26 protein-coding genes and 2 tRNA genes are annotated in these 24698 nt (G+C 60.5%); 21 read left to right on the forward strand and 7 right to left on the reverse strand.

Annotated elements, in window-relative coordinates; genetic code table 11:
- Positions 1-45 precede the first annotated feature (45 nt).
- The 3 genes from AC07W7_RS19520 to AC07W7_RS19530 all read right to left on the reverse strand — a co-directional run bounded on the left by AC07W7_RS19520 (position 46) and on the right by AC07W7_RS19530 (position 1947).
- Positions 46-303 carry a PA4570 family protein gene (locus AC07W7_RS19520; protein ID WP_029292069.1) on the reverse strand — a complete coding sequence of 86 codons (258 nt, stop codon included), beginning with the start codon at positions 301-303 and terminating at the stop codon, positions 46-48.
- Positions 304-463: 160 nt separating this feature from the next.
- The gene (locus AC07W7_RS19525; RefSeq protein ID WP_197881321.1) at positions 464-805 is read right to left on the reverse strand and encodes a zinc ribbon domain-containing protein YjdM; all 342 of its coding nucleotides are present in this window, start codon (positions 803-805) and stop codon (positions 464-466) included.
- 173 nt (positions 806-978) lie between these two features.
- Positions 979-1947, reverse strand: a complete 969-nt coding sequence (locus AC07W7_RS19530; protein ID WP_032861875.1) for a polyprenyl synthetase family protein — start codon at positions 1945-1947, stop codon at positions 979-981.
- Between the two features lie 377 nt (positions 1948-2324).
- On the opposite strand from AC07W7_RS19530, the gene rplU reads away from it, so the two are divergent.
- The 5 genes from rplU (at position 2325) to AC07W7_RS19555 (ending at position 6069) form a co-directional block, all read left to right on the forward strand.
- Entirely contained in the window at positions 2325-2639 is a 315-nt protein-coding gene (gene rplU, locus AC07W7_RS19535; RefSeq protein ID WP_003176051.1) for a 50S ribosomal protein L21, read from the forward strand.
- Positions 2640-2673: 34 nt separating this feature from the next.
- A complete protein-coding gene (rpmA, locus tag AC07W7_RS19540; protein ID WP_029292052.1) occupies positions 2674-2931 on the forward strand; it encodes a 50S ribosomal protein L27 in 258 nt (85 codons plus the stop codon).
- 194 nt (positions 2932-3125) lie between these two features.
- A complete protein-coding gene (gene cgtA, locus AC07W7_RS19545) occupies positions 3126-4349 on the forward strand; it encodes an Obg family GTPase CgtA (protein ID WP_029292050.1) in 1224 nt (407 codons plus the stop codon).
- A 123-nt stretch (positions 4350-4472) separates the two neighbouring features.
- The gene (gene proB / locus AC07W7_RS19550) at positions 4473-5591 is read left to right on the forward strand and encodes a glutamate 5-kinase (protein ID WP_032861877.1); all 1119 of its coding nucleotides are present in this window, start codon (positions 4473-4475) and stop codon (positions 5589-5591) included.
- Between the two features lie 13 nt (positions 5592-5604).
- Positions 5605-6069, forward strand: coding sequence for a CreA family protein (locus AC07W7_RS19555; protein ID WP_076963576.1), 465 nt, complete (start codon positions 5605-5607; stop codon positions 6067-6069).
- Between the two features lie 189 nt (positions 6070-6258).
- Here AC07W7_RS19555 and rpsT read toward each other — a convergent pair whose 3' ends face one another.
- The gene (gene rpsT, locus AC07W7_RS19560; RefSeq protein ID WP_003215870.1) at positions 6259-6537 is read right to left on the reverse strand and encodes a 30S ribosomal protein S20; all 279 of its coding nucleotides are present in this window, start codon (positions 6535-6537) and stop codon (positions 6259-6261) included.
- A gap of 253 nt (positions 6538-6790) precedes the next feature.
- Between rpsT and murJ the strand changes: the two genes are divergently transcribed.
- The 6 genes from murJ to ispH all read left to right on the forward strand — a co-directional run bounded on the left by murJ (position 6791) and on the right by ispH (position 14247).
- The gene (gene murJ, locus AC07W7_RS19565) at positions 6791-8329 is read left to right on the forward strand and encodes a murein biosynthesis integral membrane protein MurJ (protein ID WP_495039939.1); all 1539 of its coding nucleotides are present in this window, start codon (positions 6791-6793) and stop codon (positions 8327-8329) included.
- 118 nt (positions 8330-8447) lie between these two features.
- On the forward strand, positions 8448-9386 hold the full coding sequence (gene ribF / locus AC07W7_RS19570; protein ID WP_076963578.1) for a bifunctional riboflavin kinase/FAD synthetase: 939 nt from the start codon (positions 8448-8450) through the stop codon (positions 9384-9386).
- Positions 9387-9399: 13 nt separating this feature from the next.
- On the forward strand, positions 9400-12231 hold the full coding sequence (gene ileS / locus AC07W7_RS19575; RefSeq protein WP_076963579.1) for an isoleucine--tRNA ligase: 2832 nt from the start codon (positions 9400-9402) through the stop codon (positions 12229-12231).
- The gene (gene lspA / locus AC07W7_RS19580; RefSeq protein WP_076963580.1) at positions 12224-12733 is read left to right on the forward strand and encodes a signal peptidase II; all 510 of its coding nucleotides are present in this window, start codon (positions 12224-12226) and stop codon (positions 12731-12733) included. Before ileS ends, lspA begins: the two co-directional genes overlap by 8 nt.
- 7 nt (positions 12734-12740) lie before the next feature.
- Entirely contained in the window at positions 12741-13178 is a 438-nt protein-coding gene (gene fkpB, locus AC07W7_RS19585; protein WP_495039943.1) for an FKBP-type peptidyl-prolyl cis-trans isomerase, read from the forward strand.
- Positions 13179-13299: 121 nt separating this feature from the next.
- On the forward strand, positions 13300-14247 hold the full coding sequence (gene ispH, locus AC07W7_RS19590) for a 4-hydroxy-3-methylbut-2-enyl diphosphate reductase (protein ID WP_032861885.1): 948 nt from the start codon (positions 13300-13302) through the stop codon (positions 14245-14247).
- On the opposite strand, the gene AC07W7_RS19595 is transcribed toward ispH, so the two are convergent.
- Positions 14201-14779 (reverse strand): GspH/FimT family pseudopilin, encoded by a 579-nt coding sequence (locus tag AC07W7_RS19595; RefSeq protein WP_076963582.1) that lies wholly within the window; start codon positions 14777-14779, stop codon positions 14201-14203. The genes ispH and AC07W7_RS19595 overlap by 47 nt on opposite strands.
- Positions 14780-14982: 203 nt before the next feature.
- Here AC07W7_RS19595 and pilV point away from each other — a divergent pair, with 203 nt between their 5' ends.
- The 5 genes from pilV to thiO are packed head-to-tail and all read left to right on the forward strand — an operon-like array spanning position 14983 to position 18275.
- Positions 14983-15468, forward strand: a complete 486-nt coding sequence (gene pilV / locus AC07W7_RS19600; RefSeq protein WP_413469179.1) for a type IV pilus modification protein PilV — start codon at positions 14983-14985, stop codon at positions 15466-15468.
- The gene (locus AC07W7_RS19605) at positions 15465-16172 is read left to right on the forward strand and encodes a PilW family protein (RefSeq protein WP_076963584.1); all 708 of its coding nucleotides are present in this window, start codon (positions 15465-15467) and stop codon (positions 16170-16172) included. Before pilV ends, AC07W7_RS19605 begins: the two co-directional genes overlap by 4 nt.
- A 34-nt stretch (positions 16173-16206) precedes the next feature.
- The gene (locus AC07W7_RS19610) at positions 16207-16704 is read left to right on the forward strand and encodes a pilus assembly PilX family protein (RefSeq protein ID WP_495039940.1); all 498 of its coding nucleotides are present in this window, start codon (positions 16207-16209) and stop codon (positions 16702-16704) included.
- A gap of 12 nt (positions 16705-16716) precedes the next feature.
- Positions 16717-17115 carry a type IV pilin protein gene (locus AC07W7_RS19615; protein WP_169900954.1) on the forward strand — a complete coding sequence of 133 codons (399 nt, stop codon included), beginning with the start codon at positions 16717-16719 and terminating at the stop codon, positions 17113-17115.
- Between the two features lie 59 nt (positions 17116-17174).
- On the forward strand, positions 17175-18275 hold the full coding sequence (gene thiO, locus AC07W7_RS19620; RefSeq protein ID WP_495039941.1) for a glycine oxidase ThiO: 1101 nt from the start codon (positions 17175-17177) through the stop codon (positions 18273-18275).
- 17 nt (positions 18276-18292) lie between these two features.
- On the opposite strand, the gene AC07W7_RS19625 is transcribed toward thiO, so the two are convergent.
- Positions 18293-18526: a PP0621 family protein gene (locus AC07W7_RS19625; RefSeq protein WP_057958399.1), complete on the reverse strand. Its 234-nt coding sequence runs from the start codon at positions 18524-18526 to the stop codon at positions 18293-18295.
- Positions 18527-18653: 127 nt separating this feature from the next.
- Positions 18654-19679: an outer membrane protein assembly factor BamD gene (locus tag AC07W7_RS19630; RefSeq protein WP_076963588.1), complete on the reverse strand. Its 1026-nt coding sequence runs from the start codon at positions 19677-19679 to the stop codon at positions 18654-18656.
- A gap of 149 nt (positions 19680-19828) precedes the next feature.
- Between AC07W7_RS19630 and rluD the strand changes: the two genes are divergently transcribed.
- The 5 genes from rluD (at position 19829) to AC07W7_RS19655 (ending at position 24694) form a co-directional block, all read left to right on the forward strand.
- Positions 19829-20791, forward strand: a complete 963-nt coding sequence (rluD, locus tag AC07W7_RS19635; RefSeq protein ID WP_495039942.1) for a 23S rRNA pseudouridine(1911/1915/1917) synthase RluD — start codon at positions 19829-19831, stop codon at positions 20789-20791.
- Positions 20788-21513 carry a peptidoglycan editing factor PgeF gene (gene pgeF, locus AC07W7_RS19640; RefSeq protein WP_169866266.1) on the forward strand — a complete coding sequence of 242 codons (726 nt, stop codon included), beginning with the start codon at positions 20788-20790 and terminating at the stop codon, positions 21511-21513. The genes rluD and pgeF overlap by 4 nt, the downstream gene beginning before the upstream one ends.
- A gap of 154 nt (positions 21514-21667) precedes the next feature.
- The gene (gene clpB, locus AC07W7_RS19645; protein WP_076963590.1) at positions 21668-24232 is read left to right on the forward strand and encodes an ATP-dependent chaperone ClpB; all 2565 of its coding nucleotides are present in this window, start codon (positions 21668-21670) and stop codon (positions 24230-24232) included.
- 300 nt (positions 24233-24532) lie between these two features.
- Positions 24533-24608: transfer RNA gene (locus tag AC07W7_RS19650), tRNA-Asn, on the forward strand.
- A 9-nt stretch (positions 24609-24617) separates the two neighbouring features.
- Positions 24618-24694: transfer RNA gene (locus AC07W7_RS19655), tRNA-Pro, on the forward strand.
- Positions 24695-24698 lie beyond the last annotated feature (4 nt).

Genomic DNA, 24698 nt, shown 5'->3' on the forward strand with positions numbered 1-24698 from the left:
TGTAGGCGCGAGCCCGCTCGCGCCTACAGTGTTGTACGTAATTGCTCATGGGTGAAACTTGCCATGCAGCTCCGTCACCGGGCGCAACGCTCGGGCATAGCAGAACAGAAACAGATTCCTCACCACCTCCTTCAAAACCCCAGGTTCACTGGAGCTCAGGCCGTTGACGTCCAGGTCGCCCTGGTCCTGCAGTTCGTTTAGCGCTTCTTCTTCCAGTACTGCGCACACTTCCCCGGTTTCCCGATGAAGGATCCGCAGGTAAGGATGTGGACGGTCCAGCCAGGCATCTATCAAATAAGTCATGGGTCGCATCTCCTTGATGGGTTTCAATGAGAATAATTCTTATTCATAGAATAGCAAGTGCCTATTGGCGGTTTCAGGTTTTTTCTGGATGGGGATTGCGTTCGATCAACGGGAGGGCGAAACGCCATCCCGCGGCGGGCGCGGGATGGAAACAGCAGATTCAGACTTTGCGCACGAACTCGGACTTGAGCTTCATCGGGCCGATACCGTCGATCTTGCAATCGATATCGTGGTCGCCATCGCACAGGCGGATATTCTTGACCTTGGTGCCGACCTTGACCACCAGCGAGGTGCCTTTGACCTTGAGGTCCTTGATCACGGTGATGGTGTCGCCGTCTTGCAGGATGTTACCGACAGAGTCTTTCTTCACGGTTTCATCGCTGGCTGCCTCGGCTTCGCCGCCGACGGACCACTCATGGGCGCATTCCGGGCAGATCAGCTGGGCGCCGTCTTCGTAGGTGTATTCGGAATTGCATTTTGGGCAGGGTGGCAACGTGCTCACTAAAGCTCCTTGAAAGTCAGGATGGCTAAAAGTCGCACATTATATAGGGTTTTGCCGGGGCAGGGGGCGATGTGGTCTCAATGTCGGCGCTGGCTTGCCTGCGATGCAGGCACCTCGGTCTATCAGCTGCAGCGAGGTGATGCTATCGCAGGCAAGCCAGCTCCCACAGTGGGTTAGTGAGTACGGGCGACCGCAAACTCACTCAGCTCCACCAGGGCATCCCGGTATTCGCTGGCTGGAAGGGCTTCCAGGCATTTGATGGCGCGGGCCACGTAGTCACGGGCCAGTTGCGCGGTGTAGTCCAGCGAGCCCGAGGCTTCCACGGCGGCGCGGATGCTTTCCAGGTCTTCGATGCCGCCTTTCTGGATCGCCTTGCGCACCAGTGCCGCCTGTTCCGGTGTGCCTTCGCGCATGGTGTAGATCAGCGGCAGGGTCGGCTTGCCTTCGGCCAGGTCGTCACCGACGTTCTTGCCCAGGGTTTCGGCGTCGCCGCGATAATCGAGCAGGTCATCCACCAACTGGAAGGCCACGCCCAGGTGATCGCCAAAGGTGCGCAGGGCTTCGGCCTGTTCGGCGGTCGCTTCGCACAGGGCGGCGGCGCTGTGGGTCGAGGCTTCAAAGAGCATCGCGGTCTTGCCGCGAATCACTTCCATGTAGGTTTCTTCGGTAGTGCTGGCGTCACGCACCTTGGACAGTTGCAGCACTTCGCCTTCGGCGATGATGCGCGTGGCCTGGGACAGGATCTTCATCACCGGCATCGAGCCCAGCTCGACCATCATTTCAAACGAGCGCGAGTACAGGAAGTCGCCCACCAGCACGCTGGGCGCGTTGCCCCACATGGCGTTGGCGGTCTCACGGCCACGGCGCATGCCGGACATGTCGACCACGTCGTCATGCAACAAGGTGGCGGTATGCAGGAACTCGATGGTGGCGGCCAGCAGGCGCAGGTCATCGCCTTCGCGGCCCAGGGCCTTGCCACACAGCAACACTAATAAAGGACGCAGGCGTTTACCGCCGGCCGAAGTAATATAGTCACCAATTTTGGAGACCAGTGGCACTTTAGAAGTCAGCTGCTTCTTGATGATGCCGTCGACGGCGCTAAAATCGTCCGCCACCGCGCGGTAGAAAGCTTGGGGTTGCATCAGCGACAGTCGCTCCAGAAGGGTTGCGCGGCATGCTAGGACCCGCGCCCCCGGGTGTCAAGGCGCGTCCAGTCACCGTGAAAGCTACTGCGCTCGGTAATCCTGCGTCAAAAACAGGCTCGGAATGCTCATTTACAACCAGTAAACTCCGCTTCCTCGCCTGTTTTTTCCTTGTCTTCCCTTCGCTCGCTACGCTTTCACGGCGACTGGCGGCTACTTGCAAGCCTCTCACAGCTTGCGTACAATCGCGCACCCTGAACTTCCTGGGCAGCACCTGCCTTACGCAATTGCATTCGGGACGTCCATCCCATGCAGCCATGCCAGCCAATACCTCTTCTTATAAAGCGCTGGGTGAGCAGGATTATCGGAGAAATACCATGTCGTACGCAGTAATTGTTACTGGTGGCAAGCAATACAAGGTCGCCCCAGGTGAATACCTGAAGATCGAAAAACTGGAAATCGCTACCGGCGAATCCGTTACTTTTGATCGCGTTCTGTTGGTCGCCAATGGCGATGACGTGAACATCGGCGCTCCAGTTGTTGCTGGCGCTACCGTTGTGGCTGAAGTGATCTCCCAAGGTCGTCACGATAAAGTCCGCATCATCAAGTTCCGTCGTCGTAAGCACCACATGAAGCGTATGGGCCACCGCCAGTGGTACACCGAGATCAAAATCACCGGTATTCAGGCTTAATTTCAGCCTAATTCCTCACTAGGAGAATTGACTCATGGCACACAAAAAAGCTGGTGGTAGTACCCGTAACGGTCGCGACTCAGAAGCCAAACGCCTTGGCGTTAAGATGTATGGCGGCCAGAAAATCATTCCGGGCAACATCATCGTGCGTCAGCGCGGCACCCAATTCCACGCCGGTTACGGTGTAGGCATGGGTAAAGATCACACCCTCTTCGCGAAAATCGAAGGCGTGATCAAGTTTGAAGTAAAAGGCGCGTTCAACCGCCGTTACGTGAGCGTTGTCTCGGCTTAATTGCGAGCTCGCTGGAAAAGCCCTGTCTTGCGACGGGGCTTTTTCGTTTGTGGGGTGAGTCTCTTGCAAAGCTGTTTGTAATGGGCTCAAGCGCTGGATTTGCGGTCGTTTAATTGAGGTCGCTGCGCTCATTTTTGCAAGAGTCTTATGTCTTGGTTTCTTAAGCTCGTCCATGCGGCGAGAGGCGTTTTGTTATGAAGTTCGTTGATGAAGTTTCCATCCGAGTAAAAGCAGGCGACGGCGGTAACGGTTGCATGAGTTTCCGTCGCGAAAAGTTCATCGAAAACGGTGGCCCGAACGGCGGCGACGGGGGTGATGGCGGTTCCATCTATATGATGGCCGACGAAAACCTCAACACCCTGGTGGACTACCGTTACACCCGGCACTTCGATGCCGAGCGTGGCTCCAACGGCGGCAGCACCGACTGCACCGGTAAAAAAGGTGAGGACCTGGTACTGCGCGTACCGGTTGGCACCACGATCATCGACTCTGCGACCCAGGAAGTGATTGGCGACCTGACCAAGGCCGGCCAGAAGCTGATGGTGGTGCAGGGTGGCTGGCACGGTCTGGGTAACACCCGATTCAAGTCCAGTACCAACCGTGCGCCACGCCAGACCACACCGGGCAAGCCGGGCGAGCAGCGTGACCTGAAGCTGGAAATGAAAGTGCTGGCCGATGTGGGCCTGCTGGGCCTGCCCAACGCTGGCAAAAGTACCTTCATTCGCTCGGTGTCTGCGGCCAAGCCCAAAGTGGCGGATTATCCGTTCACCACCCTGGTGCCAAACCTGGGTGTGGTCAGTGTCGATCGCTGGAAGAGCTTTGTGGTCGCGGACATTCCGGGCCTGATCGAAGGGGCTTCCGATGGCGCGGGTCTGGGGATTCGTTTCCTCAAGCACTTGTCCCGTACCCGTTTGCTGCTGCACCTCGTCGATATGGCGCCGCTGGATGAAACCAGTGCCCCGGACGCGGCTGAAGTGATCGTCAATGAGTTGGCTAAGTTCAGCCCGTCCCTGGCTGAGCGTGACCGTTGGCTGGTGTTGAACAAGTGCGACCAGATCCTCGAAGAAGAGCATGAAGAGCGGGTCAAGGAAATCGTTGACCGCCTGCAGTGGGAAGGTCCGGTCTACGTGATCTCCGCCATTGCCAAAGAAGGCACTGAGCGTCTGACCCGCGACATCATGCGTTACCTGGAAGATCGTGCTGATCGCCTGGCTGCCGACCCGGCCTACAAGGCTGAATTGGCCGACCTCGATCAGCGTATCGAAGACGAGGCGCGTGCCCAGTTGCAGGCGCTGGATGACCAGCGTGCCCTGCGCCGCAGTGGCGTCAAGTCGGTCCATGATATCGGTGACGATGATTGGGACGAGGAAGATGTGGATGATGAAGATGGCCCGGAAATCATTTACGTGCGTGACTGATCTGTTGCGATAAACTTAAGCGCCGCTCAATCGAGCGGCGTTTTAGTATCTGGAAATCGGTAGTCACGAATAACGTTATGGGCGGCGCTGGGTCGCGTGGCCCTCAATCTAAGGTTGAAGATGATGCGGAGCAAAGTGACGGGTGCGCAACGCTGGGTCGTAAAGATCGGGAGTGCGCTGCTGACGGCGGATGGCAAGGGGCTGGATCGCGCAGCCATGAGCGTCTGGGTTGAACAGATGGTGGCCTTGCATGAGGCCGGTGTCGAGTTGGTGCTGGTGTCGTCCGGGGCGGTTGCCGCCGGGATGAGCCGCCTCGGCTGGACCGCGCGACCCAGCGCGATGCATGAGTTGCAGGCCGCTGCTGCCATTGGCCAGATGGGGTTGGTGCAGGCCTGGGAGTCCAGCTTTGCCGAGCACGGTCGCCACACGGCGCAGATTCTGCTGACCCATGATGACCTGTCCGACCGCAAGCGCTACCTCAATGCCCGCAGCACCTTGCGTGCCCTGGTCGAGCTCAAGGTGATCCCGGTGATCAACGAGAACGACACCGTGGTCACCGACGAGATCCGCTTTGGTGACAACGACACCCTGGCGGCGTTGGTGGCCAACCTGGTGGAGGCTGATCTGCTGGTGATCCTCACGGACCGCGATGGCATGTTCGACGCCGATCCGCGCAACAACCCGGATGCCCAGTTGATTTACGAAGCGCGAGCCGATGATCCGGCGCTCGATGCGGTGGCGGGCAGTGTCGGTGGTGCGCTGGGGCGTGGCGGTATGCAGACCAAGCTGCGCGCGGCGCGCCTGGCGGCCCGTTCCGGGGCTCATACGATCATCGTCGGCGGGCGCATTGAGCGTGTGCTGGATCGCCTCAAGGCCGGCGAGCGCATCGGTACGCTGCTGTCGCCTGAGCGCGGCATGCTCGCGGCGCGCAAGCAGTGGCTGGCTGGCCATCTGCAGACGCGCGGTACTTTGGTATTGGATGCTGGGGCTGTTTCTGCCTTGTCCCAGGGCAACAAGAGTTTGTTGCCGGTAGGCGTCAAGCTGGTCCAGGGCAGCTTCCGGCGCGGTGAAATGGTGGTGTGCGTGGCGCCGGACGGTCGCGAGATCGCCCGTGGCCTGGCCAACTACAGCGCCCTTGAGGCGCAGAAAATCATTGGGCAGTCGTCTGAGTCGATTGTCGGTCTGTTGGGTTATATGGCTGAGCCGGAACTGGTTCACCGCGACAACCTGATTCTGGTCTAAAGGGATAACTGCGATGGGTGTAATGAAGGGATTGCTCGGCTTGCTGATGGTCATGCCGCTGCTGGCTTCGGCTGAAGAGATTGGCCGGGTGTCGACGGTGTTCAAGTTTGTCGGTCCGAACGATCGAATCGTGGTTGAAGCCTTTGATGATCCCAAGGTGGATGGTGTGACCTGCTACCTGTCGCGGGCCAAGACCGGCGGGGTGAAGGGTGGCCTGGGCTTGGCCGAGGATCGTGCCGAGGCATCGATTGCTTGTCGCCAGGTGGGGCCAATCCACTTCAAGGGTGAGCTCAAGGATGGCGATGAGGTGTTCAAGGAGCGCACCTCGCTGGTATTCAAGACCATGCAGGTGGTGCGTTTCCTCGACAAGAAGCGCAATACCCTGGTGTACCTGGTCTACAGCGACCGCCTGATCGAAGGCAGCCCGCAGAATGCGGTGACGGCGATTCCGATCCTGCCGTGGCCTAGCGCGCAATAAGCCTGGTAACTTTGCTCTGCTTTATGTGGGAGCTGGCTTGCCTGCGATAACGGTTTAACAGTCGACATCAATGTTGAATGTTAATACCCATCGCAGGCAAGCCAGCCCCCACATTTGTTATGGGGTGGGGCATAAATGGCAGGCAATAAAAAACCGACCCTGGGGTCGGTTTTTTAACAAGCTTATCGCTTAGGCTGCAGCAGCAAGGTTCAGTGCCTTGATGTGGCCATTCAGACGACCTTTATGGCGAGCAGCTTTGTTCTTGTGGATGATGCCTTTATCGGCCATACGGTCGATAACTGGCACGGCCAGAACGTAAGCAGCTTGAGCTTTTTCAGCGTCTTTTGCGTCAATGGCCTTAACTACATTCTTGATGTAGGTACGAACCATGGAACGCAGGCTGGCGTTGTGGCTGCGACGCTTCTCAGCCTGTTTTGCACGTTTTTTGGCGGAAGGTGTGTTGGCCACCGTCGAGCTCCTCGAAAGACTTTTTAGGAAATAGCAAACAAAATAGGCCGCGAATCATGCCGATGAGTTGAAGTCTTGTCAAGGGCGGCTGATGCGAACTGCTGAGTGGTCGATCTGAAGAGGCGGGTGATTTATTTCCGGCGCTTGACCTGTAAACTCGCGAGCTTTGGCTCTGTGCTGTTGCAGGCGCGCAGTATCGCATAAGTGGGCGCTTTGTACGCCTGCTCTTTATCTATAGGCAAAAACTCTTTCAATGAATCTGCTCAAGTCGTTGGCCGCCGTCAGCTCTATCACCATGATTTCCCGGGTTCTGGGGTTTGTGCGGGACACCCTTATTGCGCGTATCTTTGGCGCGAGCATGGCCACGGATGCCTTCTTTATCGCGTTCAAGCTGCCCAACCTGCTGCGGCGGATCTTCGCCGAGGGCGCGTTTTCCCAAGCCTTTGTGCCGATCCTGGCCGAGTACAAGACCCAGCAGGGCGAAGAGGCCACCCGTACCTTTGTCGCCTATGTCTCGGGCCTGCTGACCCTGGTGCTGATGCTGGTGACCATCGCCGGCATGCTCGCCGCGCCCTGGATTATCTGGGCCACAGCCCCCGGTTTTGCCAACACACCGGAAAAATTCGCCCTGACCAGCGATCTATTGCGGGTGACCTTTCCTTATATATTGCTGATTTCCCTGTCTTCCCTGGCGGGCGCGATCCTCAATACCTGGAACCGCTTCTCGGTGCCGGCGTTTGTGCCGACCCTGCTTAACGTCAGCATGATCATCTTTGCCCTGTTCCTCACGCCGTACTTCGACCCGCCGGTGATGGCGCTCGGCTGGGCGGTGCTGGCCGGTGGCCTGGCGCAACTGTTGTATCAGCTGCCACACCTGAAGAAGATCGGCATGCTTGTGCTGCCACGCCTGAACCTCAAGGACACGGGCGTGTGGCGGGTGATGAAAAACATGCTGCCGGCGATTCTCGGGGTGTCGGTCAGCCAGATCTCCCTGATCATCAATACCGCGTTTGCTTCGCTGCTGGTCTCCGGCTCCGTGTCGTGGATGTATTACGCCGACCGCCTGATGGAATTGCCTTCCGGCGTGCTGGGCGTGGCGCTGGGCACCATTTTGCTGCCGACCCTGGCACGGACCTATGCCAGCCAGGATCGCCAGGAATACTCGCGCATTCTCGACTGGGGCCTGCGCCTGTGCTTTGTGCTGGTGCTGCCCTGTTCCCTGGCCTTGGGGATCCTGGCCGAGCCGCTGACCGTTTCCCTGTTCCAGTACGGCCAGTTCAGCGCCTTTGACGCCTTGATGACCCAGCGTGCCCTGATCGCCTACTCGGTGGGGTTGCTGGGGATTATCGTGATCAAGGTCCTGGCGCCGGGCTTTTACGCCCAGCAAAACATCCGTACCCCGGTGAAAATCGCTATTTTCACCCTGGTGGTCACCCAGTTGTTCAACCTGGTCTTCATCGGGCCGCTGGCACACGCGGGCCTGGCCCTGGCCATCAGTGCCGGGGCGTGTATCAATGCCGGCCTGCTGTTTTATCAACTGCGCAAACAGAAAATGTACCAGCCGCAGCCGGGCTGGGGCCTGTTCGCCCTCAAGTTGCTGGTGGCGGTGGCGGTGATGTCGGCGGTATTGCTGGGGTTGATGCACTGGATGCCGGCGTGGGGCGAGGGGCAGATGCTTGAGCGATTCCTGCGCCTGGGCCTGTTGGTCATGGCCGGTGTGATCGCTTACTTTGGCATGTTGCTGCTGTTGGGTTTCCGCCTGCGGGATTTCAATCGCAAGGCGCTCAATTGATCGCAATCAACAATAAGCCGGCTGTTTTTTCGATTCGCATCATTTGGCCTGTGCTGTTGCCTGTCGTCTGGGGCCGGGTGTGGTTATAATCGACCACTTTATGAGCAAGAAGCGCGTTATGCAGCTGGTTCGAGGTCTTCACAACCTGCGCCCCGAGCATCGGGGGTGCGTCGCCACTATTGGCAACTTTGACGGTGTTCACCGTGGCCACCAGGCTATCCTGGCGCGGCTGCGCGAGCGTGCCGTCGAGTTGGGCGTGCCCAGCTGCGTGGTGATTTTCGAGCCGCAGCCCCGTGAGTTCTTCACCCCCGAGACGGCCCCGGCCCGTTTGGCCCGCCTGCGGGATAAACTGCAGCTGCTGGCCGAAGAGGGTGTGGACCGGGTGTTGTGCCTGGCCTTCAACCAGCGTTTGCGCAGTCTCAGCGCCACTGAGTTCGTCGACCGTATCCTCGTCGATGGCCTGGGCGTGCAGCATCTGGAGGTCGGCGACGACTTCCGCTTTGGTTGCGACCGGGTAGGGGATTTCGATTTCCTGCAACAGGCCGGCGTGACCCAGGGGTTTACCGTCGAAGCCGCGCAAACCGTCGAACTGGACGGCCTGCGCGTGAGCAGCACCCAGGTGCGAAATGCCCTGGCGGCTGCCGACTTCGGCTTGGCCGAGCGTTTGCTCGGCCGCCCGTTCCGGATTGCCGGGCGGGTCCTGCACGGCCAGAAGCTGGCGCGCCAACTGGGCACGCCAACCGCCAACGTGCAACTCAAGCGCCGTCGTGTGCCACTGACCGGGGTGTACCTGGTGAGTGTCGATATCGACGGCCAACCGTGGCCCGGAGTCGCCAACATAGGCGTCAGGCCAACGGTTGCAGGTGATGGCAAGGCCCACCTGGAAGTTCACCTTTTGGATTTTGCCGGGGATTTGTATGACCGGCGTTTGACGGTGGTTTTCCACCAAAAGCTGCGTGAAGAGCAGCGATTCGCCTCCCTGGAGGCGCTGAAAACGGCGATCAATGCGGATGTCGCCGCCGCCCGTGCACTAGCCGCACCTAGCGCCCATCGCTAATGAAGAGCCTTAAATGACCGACTATAAAGCCACGCTAAACCTTCCGGACACCGCCTTCCCAATGAAGGCCGGCCTGCCACAGCGCGAACCGCAGATCCTGCAGCGCTGGGACAGTATTGGCCTGTACGGAAAGTTGCGCGAGATTGGCAAGGATCGTCCGAAGTTCGTCCTGCACGACGGCCCTCCTTATGCCAACGGCACGATTCACATCGGTCATGCGCTGAACAAGATTCTCAAGGACATGATCATCCGCTCGAAAACCCTGGCGGGCTTCGACGCGCCTTATGTCCCGGGTTGGGACTGCCACGGCCTGCCGATCGAGCACAAGGTCGAAGTGACCCACGGCAAGAACCTGGGCGCCGACAAAACCCGCGAGCTGTGCCGTGCCTACGCCTCCGAGCAGATCGAAGGGCAGAAGTCCGAATTCATCCGCCTGGGTGTCTTGGGCGACTGGGCCAACCCGTACAAGACCATGAACTTCAAGAACGAGGCCGGGGAAATCCGTGCCTTGGCCGAAATCGTCAAGGGCGGCTTCGTGTTCAAGGGGCTCAAGCCTGTGAACTGGTGCTTTGACTGCGGTTCGGCCCTGGCCGAAGCGGAAGTTGAGTACGAAGACAAGAAGTCCTCGACCATCGACGTCGCGTTCCCGATCGCCGACGACGCCAAGCTGGCCGAGGCCTTTGGCCTGGCGAGCCTGGCCAAGCCCGCCGCCATCGTGATCTGGACCACTACCCCGTGGACCATCCCCGCCAACCAGGCGCTGAACGTGCACCCGGAATTCACCTACGCCCTGGTGGACATCGGTGATCGCCTGCTGGTGCTGGCTGAGGAAATGGTCGAGGCCTGCCTGGCCCGTTATGAGCTGCAAGGTTCGGTGATCGCCACCACCACCGGCTCGGCGCTGGAACTGATCAACTTCCGTCATCCGTTCTACGACCGCCTGTCGCCGGTGTACCTGGCGGACTATGTCGAGCTGGGTTCGGGCACCGGCGTGGTTCACTCCGCACCGGCCTACGGCGTGGACGACTTCGTGACCTGCAAAGCCTATGGCATGGTCAACGATGACATCCTCAACCCGGTGCAGAGCAATGGCGTGTACGCGCCGTCGCTGGAGTTCTTCGGCGGCCAGTTCATCTTCAAGGCCAACCAGCCGATCATCGACAAACTGTCGGAAGTCGGGGCGCTGCTGCACACCGAAACCATCAAGCACAGCTACATGCACTGCTGGCGCCACAAGACTCCGCTGATCTACCGCGCCACCGCGCAGTGGTTTATCGGCATGGACAAAGAGCCTGTCGCGGGCGAAACCCTGCGCAAGCGTGCCATCAAGGCCATCGAAGACACCGGCTTCATCCCGGCCTGGGGCCAGGCGCGCCTGCACTCGATGATCGCCAACCGTCCGGACTGGTGCATCTCCCGCCAGCGCAACTGGGGCGTGCCGATCCCGTTTTTCCTGAACAAGGAAAGCGGCGAGCTGCACCCGCGTACCGTCGAACTGATGGAAGTGGTGGCCCAGCGCGTGGAACAGGAAGGCATCGAAGCCTGGTTCAAGCTGGACGCTGCCGAGTTGCTCGGTGATGAAGCGCCGCTGTACGACAAGATCAGCGACACCCTCGATGTGTGGTTCGACTCGGGCACCACCCACTGGCACGTGCTGCGCGGTTCGCACCCGATGGGTCACGAGACCGGCCCGCGCGCCGACCTGTACCTGGAAGGTTCGGACCAGCACCGTGGCTGGTTCCACTCGTCGCTGCTGACCGGTTGCGCCATCGACGACCATGCCCCGTACCGCGAGCTGCTGACCCACGGCTTCACTGTCGACGAGAACGGTCGCAAGATGTCCAAGTCCCTGGGCAACGTGATCGCGCCGCAGAAGGTCAACGACACCCTGGGCGCCGATATCATGCGCCTGTGGGTGGCTTCGACCGACTACTCGGGCGAGATGGCCGTATCGGAGCAGATCCTGCAGCGCAGCGCCGATGCCTACCGTCGTATCCGTAATACCGCACGCTTCATGCTGTCGAACCTGACCGGCTTCAACCCGGCCACCGACATCCTGCCGGCCGAGGAAATGCTCGCCCTGGACCGTTGGGCCGTGGACCGTACCCTGTTGCTGCAGCGCGAGTTGCAGGAACACTACGGCGAATACCGTTTCTGGAACGTCTACTCGAAGATCCACAACTTCTGCGTGCAGGAGCTGGGTGGTTTCTACCTCGACATCATCAAGGACCGCCAGTACACCACTGGCGCCGACAGCAAGGCCCGCCGTTCGGCGCAGACCGCGCTGTACCACATCACCGAAGCGCTGGTGCGCTGGATCGCGCCGATCCTGGCCTTCACCGCCGACGAGCTGTGGGAATACCTGCCGGGCGAGCGTAACGAGTCCGTGATGCTCAACACCTGGTACGAAGGCCTGACCGAATTGCCGGCCGACTTCGAGCTGGGCCGCGAGTACTGGGAAGGCGTGATGGCCGTCAAGGTTGCGGTGAACAAGGAACTGGAAGTCCAGCGTGCGGCCAAGGCCGTCGGTGGCAACCTGCAGGCTGAAGTCACCCTGTTTGCCGAGGAAGGCCTGAGCGCCGACCTGGGCAAGCTGAGCAACGAACTGCGCTTTGTACTGATCACCTCGACAGCCAGCCTGGCACCCTTCGCCCAGGCCCCGGCTGACGCGGTCGCGACCGAAGTGCCGGGCCTCAAGCTCAAGGTGGTCAAGTCGGCCTTCGCCAAGTGCGCCCGTTGCTGGCACTGCCGTGAAGACGTTGGCGTGAACCCCGAGCATCCAGAAATCTGCGGTCGTTGCGTCGACAACATCAGCGGTGCCGGCGAGGTTCGCCACTATGCCTAAAACCAGCCGTTTCGGACGTCTGGGTTGGCTCGTATTGAGCTTGCTGGTTCTGGTCATCGACCAGGTCAGCAAGGCTCACTTCGAGGGCACCCTGGAAATGTTCCAGCAGATCGTGGTGATTCCTGACTACTTCAGCTGGACCCTGGCCTATAACACCGGCGCCGCCTTCAGCTTCCTGGCTGACAGCGGCGGCTGGCAGCGCTGGCTGTTCGCCCTGATCGCCGTGGTGGTCAGTGCGGTGTTGGTGGTCTGGCTCAAGCGCCTGGGGCGCAATGACACCTGGCTGGCTATCGCCCTGGCCCTGGTGCTGGGCGGTGCGCTGGGTAACCTGTATGACCGCATTGCCCTGGGCCATGTGATCGACTTTATTCTGGTGCATTGGCAGAACCGCTGGTACTTCCCGGCGTTCAACTTTGCCGACAGCGCCATCTGCGTTGGCGCAATCATGCTGGCGCTGGATATGTTCAAGGGCAACAAGCCCGGAGAAGCCGTAAATGACTGAACAAGTATTGGCCGAACAACGTATTGGCCAGAACACGGAAGTCACCTTGCATTTTGCATTGCGCCTGGAGAGCGGCGACACGGTCGACAGCACGTTCGACAAGGCCCCGGCGACCTTCAAGGTCGGCGACGGTAACCTGCTGCCGGGTTTTGAGGCCGCCTTGTTCGGCTTCAAGGCCGGCGACAAGCGCAATTTGCAGATCCCGCCGGAAAACGCCTTTGGCCAGCCCAACCCGCAAAACGTACAGATCATCCCGCGTTCGCAGTTCCAGGACATGGAACTGTCGGAAGGCTTGCTGGTGATCTTCAACGATGCGGCGAATACCGAACTGCCTGGCGTGGTCAAAACCTTCGATGACACTCAGGTGACCATCGACTTCAACCACCCGTTGGCCGGGAAGACCTTGACCTTTGATGTTGAAATCATCGACGTTAAAGCGCTCTAACTGACGAAACCGGTTCCTGTAGGAGCCGGCTTGCCTGCGATAGCATCGCCTTGGAGCAACGGGTACACCGAGGCGGCGTTATCGCAGGCAAGCCAGCTCCCACAAAGACACGAGGCACAGCATGCAAATCAAACTCGCCAACCCCCGTGGCTTCTGCGCCGGCGTGGACAGGGCGATCGAAATCGTCAATCGCGCCCTGGAAGTCTTCGGGCCGCCGATCTACGTGCGCCATGAAGTGGTCCACAACAAGTTCGTGGTCGAAGACTTGCGGGCCCGTGGTGCTATTTTTGTCGAAGAACTGGATCAGGTGCCGGATGACGTCATCGTCATCTTCAGCGCCCATGGCGTTTCCCAGGCCGTGCGCACCGAGGCGGCAGGCCGTGGCCTGAAGGTATTCGATGCGACCTGCCCGCTGGTGACCAAGGTGCATATCGAAGTGGCGCGCTACAGCCGCGACGGCCGCGAGTGCATCCTGATCGGCCATGCCGGCCACCCCGAAGTCGAAGGCACCATGGGCCAGTACGACGCCAGCAATGGCGGCGCGATCTACCTGGTGGAAGATGAAAAAGACGTCGCTGAGTTGCAAGTGCATAACCCTGAAAAGTTGGCATTCGTGACCCAGACCACTTTGTCGATGGATGACACCAGTCGCGTCATCGACGCCCTGCGTACCCGTTTCCCCGCCATTGGTGGGCCGCGCAAGGACGACATCTGCTACGCCACGCAAAACCGCCAGGATGCCGTCAAGCAACTGGCCGACGAGTGCGATGTGGTGCTGGTAGTGGGTAGCCCCAACAGCTCCAACTCCAATCGTCTGCGCGAACTGGCCGAACGCATGGCCACCCCGGCGTACCTGATCGACGGCGCCGAAGACTTGCAGCGCAGTTGGTTCGACGGTGTCGAGCGCATCGGCATCACGGCGGGTGCCTCGGCGCCGGAAGTCCTGGTGCGTGGGGTGATCCAGCAATTGCAGGCGTGGGGCGCGACAGGCGCCGACGAGTTGGCGGGGCGTGAAGAAAACATCACTTTCTCCATGCCCAAGGAGTTGCGGGTTCGCTCGCTGCTCTGAGTCCCAGTTCGTCGTACCCGCGGCACAAGGCCTGCTCGGCCTTGTCGCTGCGCAGGCTGATCCGACCGGTGGGCGCCAGCACCACTTGATGCAGGCTCAGCGGCTGGTCCGTTGAGCACACATGCACGGTGCCGGCGCGAAACCCTCCCGCAGACAGCAGGGGTTCGCCCAGCCCACTGAAGCGAATCTGCGTGCGCACCGGAGTATTGCCCACGATGGGAACCCGCCCATTGTCCTGGCGCTCCAGCAGTACCGGGTTGTCGTCGTCCAGATGGCCGCGCCCATTCATGTCTACCACCACCCTCCAGCCTCGGCTCCAGTCATCCTCCAGGGCATGGATGATCACCGTTCGATTGCGCGCAATGGCCTGGGTGCGGGCGTAGCGCAGGCCGGACGCCAATGTCTGCGCCGCGTTCAGTCGCATGTGGGAGTCCAGCAGGTTCTTGAAGCCGGGCACCGCCAATTGCGCCAGGATGCCGCTGACGAGCAAGCCGAGCAGCAATTCGATCAATGTGAAACCGTGTTGTTTCATACCTTGTCCCTCCGTGGACAGTTCATTCGACTGTGGCAGTACTAGTTATAGCGGCGGTCTACGCCCGTGCAGTGATGGCCTTTCTGTCCAAAGTATTTCCCTTTATTCCGAGGGGCAGCGCGGCTGCGGGAGCGGCGCTAGTCTTGGGTAACGCACGGCTCTCTCGGCCGTTTTGATGACCCTGGACAAGGATGACGATGGTTATGCGGGCTTGCTCGGCAACCTCTTGTACACCCCCTCCAACTGACCGGCAGGTTGGCATGAGCCTGGTCGAAGTGCTGGTCTCGCTGTTGATTCTCGGGGTTGGCCTGTTGGGGGCCGGGCTGATCCAGTTGAATGCGCTCAAGTACACCGACAGTGCCAGGATGATCAGCCAGGCGAGCTTCATCGCCTACGACATGCTCGACCGGATCCGCGCCAACTTCGGTGCCGACTACGCCTGGCAGAGCGGTGATGTGGCGCCCGCCACCAGTATGGCCGCGAGTGTCCGGGACCTGGATCTGCTCGACTTCGAGGCCAATATCAGCCAACTGGCCGGCGATACCGCCAAAGGTTCGATTGCGCTCGACCAGCGCGAGGTAACCATCAGCATCAGCTGGGATGATTCGCGTGCAGCCAATGCTGGCAATACCCGTGAAACATTCACCCTGACCAGTCGCGTCGCCGTTGACCCGAGGCCGGCACGATGAGGCGCTCCTGTGCGGGTTTTGGCCTGGTCGAAGCCTTGCTGGCGGCGACCTTGGGGTTGATCGTGGTCCTGGCGGCGGTCCAGGTGATGCTGGCCGCCCGCAGCACCGCTGCCAGCCAGCACGCGTCGGCGTTATTGCAGGACGATGGGCGCTTTGTCCTGGGCAAGATGATTCAGGAGATTCGCCTGGCGGGGATGTTTGGTTGCCTGTCCCTGCCTTTGATTGCCCAGGCGCCTGCTGACTTTTCCAGGCCGGTCAGCGTGGTGGTCAATGGTGCCTCGACCAGCCTGACGTTGGTCACCGGTGATGTCGGTGAGCAGGGCAGTCGTCCAGACTGGACGGTGCTCAGTAACTGTGTCGACAGCGCCCAGGCCTATTCGGGGGTGCCGCCCAGGCCTGGGCCCGGGCAGATCGCTTTTCCCGTGCGCAAACTGACCTACACCTTTGAGTCAGGGCAGGTGAAGCTCAGTACTCCGGCAACGCCGGCCAAGGCGGTGCTGGTGGATAACGTAGGGGCGTTCGAGTTGAGCTTCGGGGTGGCCAGCCGGCCTGGGTCCAATGTCGTGGCCCGGTATGAGGGCCACCCCGGCGATGAGTCGCTGATCCGCAGTGTGCGTGTGGCGTTGACACTGCGCGACCCGGCGGGGCGTGTGCGGGACCAGGTCTACAGCGCCGTCGCCGCCGTGCGTAATCGCCTTGAATAGCGAGTGCCGGATGCCGGCCCCCAGGCAGCGCGGCATGGTGCTGCTGATCAGCCTGGTAGTGCTGCTGTTGTTGACGGTTCTCGGGCTGTCATCAATGCAGGGGGCGACGTCGCAGGAACAGCTCGCCGGCAGCCTCTGGCATCGCAACCAATCGTTTCAGGCTGCCGAAAGCGGGCTCAGGCGCGGTGAGTCGGCTGTACAGGCGCGTGGGTTTGGTTTGTCGCCCTGTCAGTCACGGGTTACCTGTGCACCGCCGAACGAGGCGCATGTCATCAGCCGGCCGGGTGTCGATCCGGTCTCGGCTGTCACTTGGGTTGGCATGCAGGCGGGCCTCTACGGCATTCAAAACCTGGGGGCCGGTAGCGGGCTGGCCCATTTGCCACCCGACACCCCGGCGACGTTGTATCGGGTCACGGCAGTGGGGATCAGTGGCCAGTCGCGCACCGTTCTGGAGAGCGTCTATGCGTGGGTAGCCCCGGATGCTGGGGCCGATGAGCGATTTCGACGAATCCTGTGGCGACAACTTCAGTAGGTGGGTATCACGATGAGTGGCAACTGCAAAGGGTTCACCCTGATCGAGTTACTGATCGCGCTGGCGATCATTGGCACCTTGGCCGCAGTGATTTATCCGGGGTACACCGCCCATGTGAAGAAGGCTTACCGCACAGAAATCGTCGGGCTGCTCACGGAGCAAGCCCAGCACCTGGAGCGCTATTACGTAAGAAATGGCACTTTTATTGATGCGGGCGGCATCAGCAGCGGCAATGATCGCTATAGAATCACGGTGACGCTGAACCCGCAGGATTTCACCCTGATCGCGACGCCTTTTGCCGCTGCGATGCTGGGCGATCCTTGTGGTGAGTTCAGTTTGACCAGCACTGGCGCACGGGCCAATCCCGGCGCAGCGCCCGGCACCACGCGTCAGGAGTGCTGGGGGCGATGAGGCGGGTGGGCGACGGGGTGCCTGGGGCACTCCTTTCTTTTTATGGGCTGGATCGAACAATGACCAAGCAACAGCAAGTCGTGGTTGTGGGTGGTGGTGTTATCGGGCTGTTGACGGCGTTCAACCTGGCAACCCAGGGGCGGGCGGTGGTCGTGCTTGACCGTTCGTCGGTCGGTCAGGAGTCTTCCTGGGCCGGTGGTGGGATCGTGTCGCCGCTATACCCATGGCGCTACAGCCCGGCCGTCACGGCATTGGCCCATTGGTCCCAGGATTTTTACCCGCAACTGGCCCAGCGCCTGTTTGCCGCCACTGGTGTGGACCCGGAGGTGCATACCACCGGCCTCTATTGGCTGGACCTCGACGACGAGGCCGATGCCCTGGCCTGGGCTGCTCGGGAAGGGCGGCCATTGAGCAAGGTGGATGTCTCGGCCGCCCGTGATGCGGTTCCGGTATTGGGGCCTGGGTTTGCACAGGCCATTTATATGGCGGACGTGGCCAATGTGCGCAATCCGCGCCTGGTCAAATCCCTCAGGGCGGCGTTGTTGGCGTTACCTGGCGTGACCCTGCATGAGCATTGCGCGGTAGAGGGGTTTATCCAGGAGGGTGGCAGCATTGTCGGGGTCAATACCGCGCAGGGTGAGGTGCGGGGTGATGAGGTGGTACTCGCGGCCGGTGCCTGGAGTGGCGAGCTGCTCGCCAGCCTGGGGCTGACGCTGCCGGTGGAGCCGGTCAAGGGCCAGATGATTTTGTATAAGTGCGCCTCGGACTTTCTATCCTGCATGGTCCTGGCGAAGGGGCGTTATGCGATCCCGCGCCGGGACGGGCATATCCTGATTGGCAGCACGCTGGAGCATGAAGGCTTCGACAAGACGCCGACCGAGTCGGCCCTGGACAGCCTCAGGGCCTCGGCTGTGGAGCTGATTCCGGCCCTGGTGGATGCCGAGGTGGTGGGGCATTGGGCCGGTTTGCGGCCTGGTTCGCCGGAGGGCATCCCCTATATCGGCAAGGTGCCAGGGTTTGAAGGGCTGTGGCTCAACTGCGGGCATTACCGTAATGGCCTGGTATTGGCGCCGGCGTCGTGTCAGTTATTTGCTGACCTACTGCTGGGGCATGAGCCGGTGATCGACCCGGCGCCCTATGCGCCCACTGGTCGGATATAGACCCGGCTCCTGAGTACTCAGCGCTCGATAGACTTCGGCCCCTGCTCCAGATGCGCCTGGGTGCAGTACCACTCCTGGCGTTGGCTCAATGCCCGGTCCTGAGGCAGGTGCACGCCGCAGTGCGCACAGCGAACCATGGGCGCAGCGCCTTGTTCGCCGGGCTGTTGCTGCGTCGAAGCGGGGCGCTTGAACTTGCGCCAGAACCATACCGCAGCAGCAATCAGGGCAATCCAGAACAGTAAACGAACCATGGCAGGCAGCTTCTCGACAGGGAATCCGGCAGTTTAGCCAAAGGTATTGCCGGCGCACAGGGTAATAAAGTCGCGCCATAAAAAAAGGAGCCCTGGGGGGCTCCTTCTTGCGCTACCAGACGGGGCTTCAGTCAAAGACACCGAACGTCATGTAGCTGAACCACGAGCGATCCTGGTTGTTGCCCAGGGCTTCGGGGGCTTCTTCCTCGATCACGTCGCCGTTCTCGTTGTGCGGCTTGAGCTCGGACGGAATGGCGTCCTTGGCGTCCTGGTACTGCTTGAGGATGTCCTGGTTGGCGCGGGTTTCGCCCGGTGGCAGCGGTGGACGGGACTCGATCAGGCCCAGGGTGTACTTGCTCAACCACGAGCGGTTGTCCGCTTCGGCAACCTGCGGCACAAACTGGCCGTCTTGCAGGCTCGGGTGGTCCGGGTAGTTGAGTTTCAGGGTTTCCAGGCTGGTAGCCGCCAGGGTATCGAGGTGCAGGCGCTGGTAAGCCTCGGTCATCACGGCCAGGCCATCACCCACGGAAGGGGTTTCCTGGAAGTTTTCCACTACATAGCGGCCACGGTTGGCGGCGGCGACATAGGCCTGGCGCGTCAGGTAGTAGTGGGCCACGTGGATTTCGTAGGAAGCCAGCAGGTTGCGCAGGTAGATCATGCGCTGCTTGGCGTCCGGGGCGTAGCGGCTGTTGGGGAAGCGGCTGGTCAGCTGGGCGAACTCGTTATAGGAGTCGCGCGCGGCACCTGGGTCACGCTTGGTCATGTCCAGCGGCAGGAAGCGCGCCAGCAGGCCAACGTCCTGGTCAAACGAGGTCAGGCCCTTGAGGTAGTAGGCGTAGTCCACGTTCGGGTGCTGCGGGTGCAGGCGGATAAAACGCTCGGCAGCGGATTTTGCAGCTTCCGGCTCGGCGTTCTTGTAGTTCGCATAGATCAGTTCGAGCTGGGCCTGGTCGGCATAGCGGCCAAACGGATAGCGCGACTCCAGGGCCTTGAGCTTGGCCGTGGCACTTGTGTAGCTATTGTTGTCCAGGTCGGCCTGAGCCTGCTGGTACAGCTCGACTTCACTGAGGTTTTCGTCGACGACGTCCTTTGTTGACGAGCAAGCAGCAGTCATGGCGAGGATGGCGATCAGCAGCAGGTGTTTCACTTGCATGGCGGCTTGCGTCCCTATGACGGCCGCTGTCTTGGGCGGGGCCGTCCTGTTATGATGAGCGCCCCGATGAAAGCCTCGGGGCAAAAGACGCCGTATTTAACCACAAGCGCGCAGCCGAAACCAAAGGCTGTGCCACGCCTAGTCTGAGCATGTCCGATAAAATTGAACTTCGCGCAGAGGTGCCGTCCGAATTGGGCGGCCAACGCCTCGATCAAGTCGCCGCACAACTATTCGCTGAGCACTCGCGCTCGCGCCTTTCCGCCTGGATCAAAGACGGCCGCCTGACTGTGGATGGAGCGGTTATCCGCCCGCGAGACATAGTGCATGGCGGTTCGGTTCTTGAGCTGACTGCCGAGCAGGAAGCCCAGGGAGAATGGGTCGCCCAGGACATCGAGCTGGATATCGTCTATGAAGACGACGACATCCTGGTGATCAACAAACCCGCAGGCCTGGTGGTTCACCCGGCGGCCGGGCACGCTGATGGCACCTTGCTCAATGCCTTGTTGCACCATGTGCCGGACATCATCAATGTCCCGCGCTGCGGCATCGTCCACCGCCTGGACAAGGACACTACCGGCCTGATGGTGGTGGCCAAGACCATCCAGGCGCAGACGCAGTTGGTCACACAATTGCAGAGCCGTAGTGTCAGCCGTATCTATGAGTGCATCGTGATTGGTGTGGTTGTAGCCGGTGGCAAAATCAATGCGCCTATCGGTCGCCACGGCCAGCAGCGCCAGCGCATGGCGGTGATGGAGGGCGGCAAGCAGGCCGTCAGCCACTATCGCGTGCTGGAGCGTTTCCGTTCCCACACCCATGTGCGGGTCAAGCTGGAAACCGGCCGTACCCACCAGATCCGGGTGCATATGGCGCATATCAACTTCCCGTTGGTCGGCGATCCGGCCTACGGTGGTCGCTTCCGCATTCCGCCGGCCGCCAGCGTGACCATGGTCGAATCGTTGAAATCGTTCCCGCGCCAGGCGCTGCATGCACGCTTCCTGGAGCTGGATCATCCGACGAGCGGTGAGCGGATGAGTTGGGAATCGCCACTGCCCGACGATTTTGTCTGGCTGCTGTCGCTGCTCAAGCAAGACCGCGAGGCCTTTGTCGGATGAAGGACTGGCTGATTCCTGACTGGCCTGCGCCGGCCGGGGTCAAAGCCTGCGTCACCACCCGTGCGGGCGGCGTCAGCCTGGCGCCGTTCGACAGCCTCAACTTAGGCGATCATGTCGAGGACAGCCCTGAGGCTGTACTGGAAAACCGTCGTCGCCTCACTGCCGCGTTCGCTATCCAGCCGGCCTGGCTGCGCCAGGTCCATGGTGTGGTCGTGGTTGAGGCCGATCCGGGACAGATTGCCGAGGCGGATGGCAGTTGGACCGATACGCCCGGCATCGCCTGCACGGCGATGACCGCCGATTGCCTGCCGGCCTTGTTTTGCAACAAAGCCGGGACCCGGGTTGCCGCCGCCCATGCCGGCTGGCGTGGCCTGGCGGCGGGCGTGCTGGAAGCCGCCGCCGACAGCCTGGATGTTGCACCTGCCGACATACTGGTCTGGTTGGGTCCGGCGATCGGCCCAAAGGCCTTTGAAGTCGGCCCCGAAGTGCGTGAAGCCTTCATGCAGCAACTTGCGCAAACGGCCGAAGCCTTTGTGCCCAGCCACAACCCGGGCAAGTTCCTGGCCGACATCTACCAGTTGGCGCGCCTGCGCCTGGCTGCGCGGGGTATCACTGCCGTCTACGGTGGCGGTTTGTGTACCGTAACCGACCCACGCTTCTTTTCTTACCGGCGCAGCCCGCGCACCGGTCGATTTGCCTCCCTTATCTGGCTCGAACGCTAGACTCTGCTGATCCATATCAAGCATGGCCGGCTTGAATCTTCCAGAATCCACCCCATCTATAAGGGTATCTGGCAGGTTTCTTCATTCAGGATGCGTTAATCGCGAGCAAGCTCGCTCGTACCTAGCTCCGGCCTGCTCAAAAGGAAGGTGACTAATGCGTATTGATCGTTTAACCAGCAAATTACAATTGGCCTTATCGGATTCCCAATCCCTGGCGGTTGGCCTCGACCATCCGGCCATCGAGCCCGCGCACTTGATGCAGGCACTCCTCGAACAGCAGGGTGGTTCGATCAAGCCCCTGTTGATGCAGGTGGGCTTCGACGTCAACAGCCTGCGCAAGGAATTGAGCAAAGAGCTCGACCAACTGCCGAAAATCCAGAATCCGACGGGCGACGTGAATATGTCCCAGGATTTGGCGCGCCTGCTCAACCAGGCCGATCGCCTGGCCCAGCAAAAGGGTGACCAGTTCATCTCCAGCGAACTGGTGCTGCTCGCCGCCATGGATGACAACAGCAAGCTCGGCAAGTTGTTGCTGGGCCAGGGTGTGAGCAAAAAGGCCCTGGAAAATGCCATCAACAACCTGCGCGGCGGCGAGGCGGTGAATGACCCCAACCATGAGGAGTCGCGCCAGGCCCTGGACAAATACACCGTTGACCTGACCAAGCGCGCCGAAGACGGCAAGTTGGACCCGGTGATCGGGCGTGACGATGAAATTCGTCGCACCATCCAGGTCCTGCAGCGTCGCACCAAGAACAACCCGGTGCTGATCGGTGAGCCTGGGGTGGGTAAAACCGCCATCGCCGAAGGCCTGGCCCAGCGCATCATTAATGGTGAAGTGCCGGACGGCCTCAAGGGCAAGCGCTTGCTGTCCCTGGACATGGGGGCGTTGATCGCCGGTGCCAAGTTCCGTGGCGAGTTTGAAGAGCGCCTCAAATCCCTGCTCAACGAGCTGTCGAAGCAGGAAGGGCAGATCATTCTGTTTATCGACGAACTGCACACCATGGTCGGCGCCGGTAAAGGCGAAGGTTCGATGGACGCCGGCAATATGCTCAAGCCGGCACTGGCCCGGGGTGAGTTGCATTGCGTCGGGGCCACCACGCTCAACGAGTACCGCCAGTACATTGAAAAGGACGCGGCCCTTGAGCGGCGCTTCCAGAAAGTCCTGGTGGAAGAACCGAGCGAAGAAGACACCATTGCGATCCTGCGTGGCTTGAAAGAGCGCTATGAAGTCCACCACCGCGTGGCGATCACTGACGGCGCGATCATTGCGGCGGCCAAATTGAGCCATCGCTATATCACTGATCGTCAGTTGCCGGACAAGGCCATCGACCTGATCGACGAAGCGGCCAGCCGGATCCGCATGGAGATCGACTCCAAGCCTGAAGTGCTGGACCGTCTGGAGCGGCGCCTGATTCAACTAAAAGTCGAATCCCAGGCGCTGAAAAAAGAAGACGATGACGCGGCGAAGAAACGCCTGGAAAAACTCCAGGAAGAAATCCTGCGCCTGGAACGTGAGTATTCGGACCTGGAAGAAATCTGGACCTCGGAAAAAGCCGAAGTGCAGGGTTCCGCACAGATCCAGCAAAAGATCGAGCAGTCGCGCCAGGAACTGGAAGCTGCCCGGCGTAAAGGCGACCTGAACCGCATGGCCGAGTTGCAGTATGGGGTGATCCCGGACCTGGAGCGCAGCCTGCAAATGGTTGACCAGCATGGCCACAGTGAAAACCAGTTGCTGCGCAGCAAGGTGACCGAGGAAGAAATTGCCGAGGTGGTGTCCAAGTGGACCGGTATTCCGGTGTCGAAGATGCTGGAGGGCGAGCGTGACAAACTGTTGCGTATGGAAAGCCTGTTGCACCAGCGCGTGATTGGTCAGGAAGAGGCCGTGGTGGCCGTGTCCAACGCGGTACGGCGTTCCCGGGCCGGGTTGTCCGACCCGAACCGCCCGAGCGGCTCGTTCATGTTCCTCGGCCCGACCGGTGTGGGTAAGACCGAGCTGTGCAAGGCCCTGGCCGAGTTCCTCTTTGATACTGAAGAGGCGATGGTGCGTATTGATATGTCCGAGTTCATGGAGAAACACTCCGTGGCGCGGTTGATCGGGGCGCCACCAGGCTACGTGGGCTACGAGGAAGGCGGCTACCTGACCGAAGCGGTACGGCGCAAGCCTTACTCGGTGATCCTCCTGGACGAGGTCGAGAAGGCCCACCCGGATGTGTTCAACGTGTTGCTGCAAGTGCTGGAAGATGGCCGGCTGACGGACAGCCACGGACGTACCGTGGACTTCCGTAATACGGTGATCGTGATGACCTCCAACCTGGGTTCGGTACAGATCCAGGAGATGGTCGGGGATCGTGAGGGCCAGCGTGCTGCAGTCATGGATGCGCTGACCAGCCACTTCCGTCCGGAATTTATCAACCGGGTCGATGAAGTGGTGATCTTCGAGCCTTTGGCGCGGGATCAGATCGCTGGCATCACCGAGATCCAGCTGGGCCGCCTGCGCAGCCGTCTGGCAGAGCGCGAGCTGATGCTGGAGCTGAGCAGCGAGGCCTTGGACAAGCTGATCGCCGTCGGCTACGACCCGGTGTATGGCGCACGGCCTTTGAAACGGGCGATCCAGCGCTGGATCGAGAACCCGCTGGCGCAACTGATCCTGTCGGGCAGCTTTGTGCCAGGGACCAGCGTCAAGGCCACGGTAGAAAACGACGAAATCGTCTTCCACTAAGCCCGGATTGGGTGGTTGTAAGCAGAGGCCCCGCATTGCGGGGCCTTTTTTTTCGATAGGGCGTTGAACTGTAAGGCAAAGGCTTGTAAAGTGCGCCCCGCAGCAACGTCAGCCCACGGGTTTCTTCTCCCCAAGGAGAAATCAGAAAGAAGCGCAAATCATTGTCTTAAAAGCAATTTAAAGGGTTGACAGGGGTTTTTAAGATTGTAGAATAGCGCGCCTCAGAGACGCGAACGTAGCGATACGGACGGGCCGAAGAGAAGGTAGCAAGCAACACCGTAGTACTTTGAAATATGTAGTTCCGTGATAGCTCAGTCGGTAGAGCAAATGACTGTTAATCATTGGGTCCCAGGTTCGAGTCCTGGTCACGGAGCCAATTTCAAACCGGGGTATAGCGCAGTCCGGTAGCGCGCCTGCTTTGGGAGCAGGATGTCAGGAGTTCGAATCCCCTTACCCCGACCATATT

The organism is Pseudomonas sp. GW821-FHT01D09 (assembly GCF_059422465.1).